1 protein-coding gene is annotated in these 1,856 nt (G+C 34.7%); it reads left to right on the top strand.

Annotated elements, in window-relative coordinates:
- The first annotated feature begins 430 nt into the window (after positions 1-430).
- Entirely contained in the window at positions 431-1,591 is a 1,161-nt protein-coding gene (locus AOG55_RS06380; protein ID WP_055032372.1) for a thiolase family protein, read from the top strand.
- Positions 1,592-1,856: the final 265 nt, after the last annotated feature.

Genomic DNA, 1,856 nt, shown 5'->3' with positions numbered 1-1,856 from the left:
TAATTCAAATAATATTTACGAATTCAAAAATTTCAATGATATAATAATATCATTTATATCAAAAATTAATAATGTACCCTTATTCACATTTGATAACAATTTAAAAAAATATTGCACTAAAAATAAAATTAAATTGCCTAAATAATACCATTTCTTATTTTTATGCCCAATGTATCTGCCGGCAAGAATTCAGTAAATGGTGTGAATGTAAATTCCGGAAAAATTATTATAAACCAAGCCTAATGAATCAATGGAATTTATATGGTTTAATCCTGCTATCTGTTCATTTTTAAGACTATTTTTATCCATATCATAGCTAAATTTAAACCAATGTAGGCATGTATACTCAACAAAATGCCATCTTTTTAATATTAAAAATACTTATTCCCTGCTCGAAAGATATAAAAGGCCATGCCAAATATATTATAATATGAATGGCAATACCTCAAATGTTTATATAATAGATGCAAAGAGAACCCCTATAGGTAAAAGAAATGGCGCTCTTAAGGATGTGCATCCAGTTGACCTCCTTGGAAATCTGACCCGTGAGGTACTGGATTATAATTCAATAGACCCAGAAAATGTTGATGAATTTATAACAGGCTGTGTAAGCCAGACCGGCAATCAGGGAGGAAACATAGCCAGAAATGCATGGTTATCTGCGGGATTACCTGAATCTGTCCCGGGTGTTTCAATTGACAGGCAGTGTGGTTCAAGCCTTCAGGCCCTCGAATTTGCAAGGAATGGAATTATGTCCGGGGATTATGATATTGCGATAGCCTCAGGTGTGGAATCCATGACAAGGGTGCCAATGTTAAGCACCATCGAAAAGGAGAATCCAATAACAGAGGGTTTAAGGAGAAGATATAATCTCGGCAATGAGTGGTTCAGCCAGGCATACGGTGCCGAGCTTATAGCAAAGAAGTTCAAAATATCCAGACAGGAGATGGATTTACTGAGCTATGAAAGCCATATTAGGGCCACAAAGGCCAGAGAATTACTTAAAAAGGAAATGATCCCAGTAAAATATAATGGAAATACCATACTTGATTATGATCAGGGTGTACGTGAAAAACCCGATCTTGAAAAAATGAACGAACTTCCACCCGCATTCCCCAATTTAAGGATGATTACTGCAGGAAATGCCAGCCAGATATCTGATGGTGCTAGTGTGGCAATTCTTGCATCTGAAACTGCAGTTGAAAAGTACAACCTGAAGCCAAGGGCTGTGGTAAAAAACGTTACAGCTGTTGGTGTTGATCCGGTAACCATGCTCACAGGCCCAATTCCTGTCACTGAAAAAGTTCTAAAGAGAACAGGATTAACACTGGATGACATAGATGTTTTTGAGGTTAACGAGGCATTTGCATCGGTTGTTTTGGCATGGGAAAAGGAATTATGTGTAAATCATGATAAAGTAAATATAAACGGGGGGGCAATAGCACTTGGGCACCCACTGGGTGCAACTGGCACCAGGATAGTTTCAACCCTTCTTAATATAATGGATGATAAAAAATACAGATATGGCTTGATAGCCATATGCGAGGGAGGTGGCATGGCCAACGGTGCAATTATAGAGAGATTAGAATAAGTACTTTACTTAAATGCCATAAACCTATGATTATTCCATATTTTTCCGTTTTTATTTTTATATTATTCGAAAATTAACTATACGTACATTTACATTTAACTATTTAGACTTGATATTTTCTAATTTCTTTTTTGTTATTGATATATTATGCATTTACTATACAATTAATGGAGTTTATTATTAATTTAAACTATCTAATTTTTTAATCGGTTATAATAAATAGCGTAATTCATTCTATTTAAATGTTAATTTAAATTAAATTCAC

Origin of the sequence: Acidiplasma cupricumulans (assembly GCF_001402935.1) — an archaeon.
Taxonomy (GTDB): Archaea; Thermoplasmatota; Thermoplasmata; order Thermoplasmatales; family Thermoplasmataceae; genus Acidiplasma; species Acidiplasma aeolicum.
Note: the sequence above shows the minus strand (reverse complement) of the source record. Positions and strands in the feature narration are given on the sequence as shown.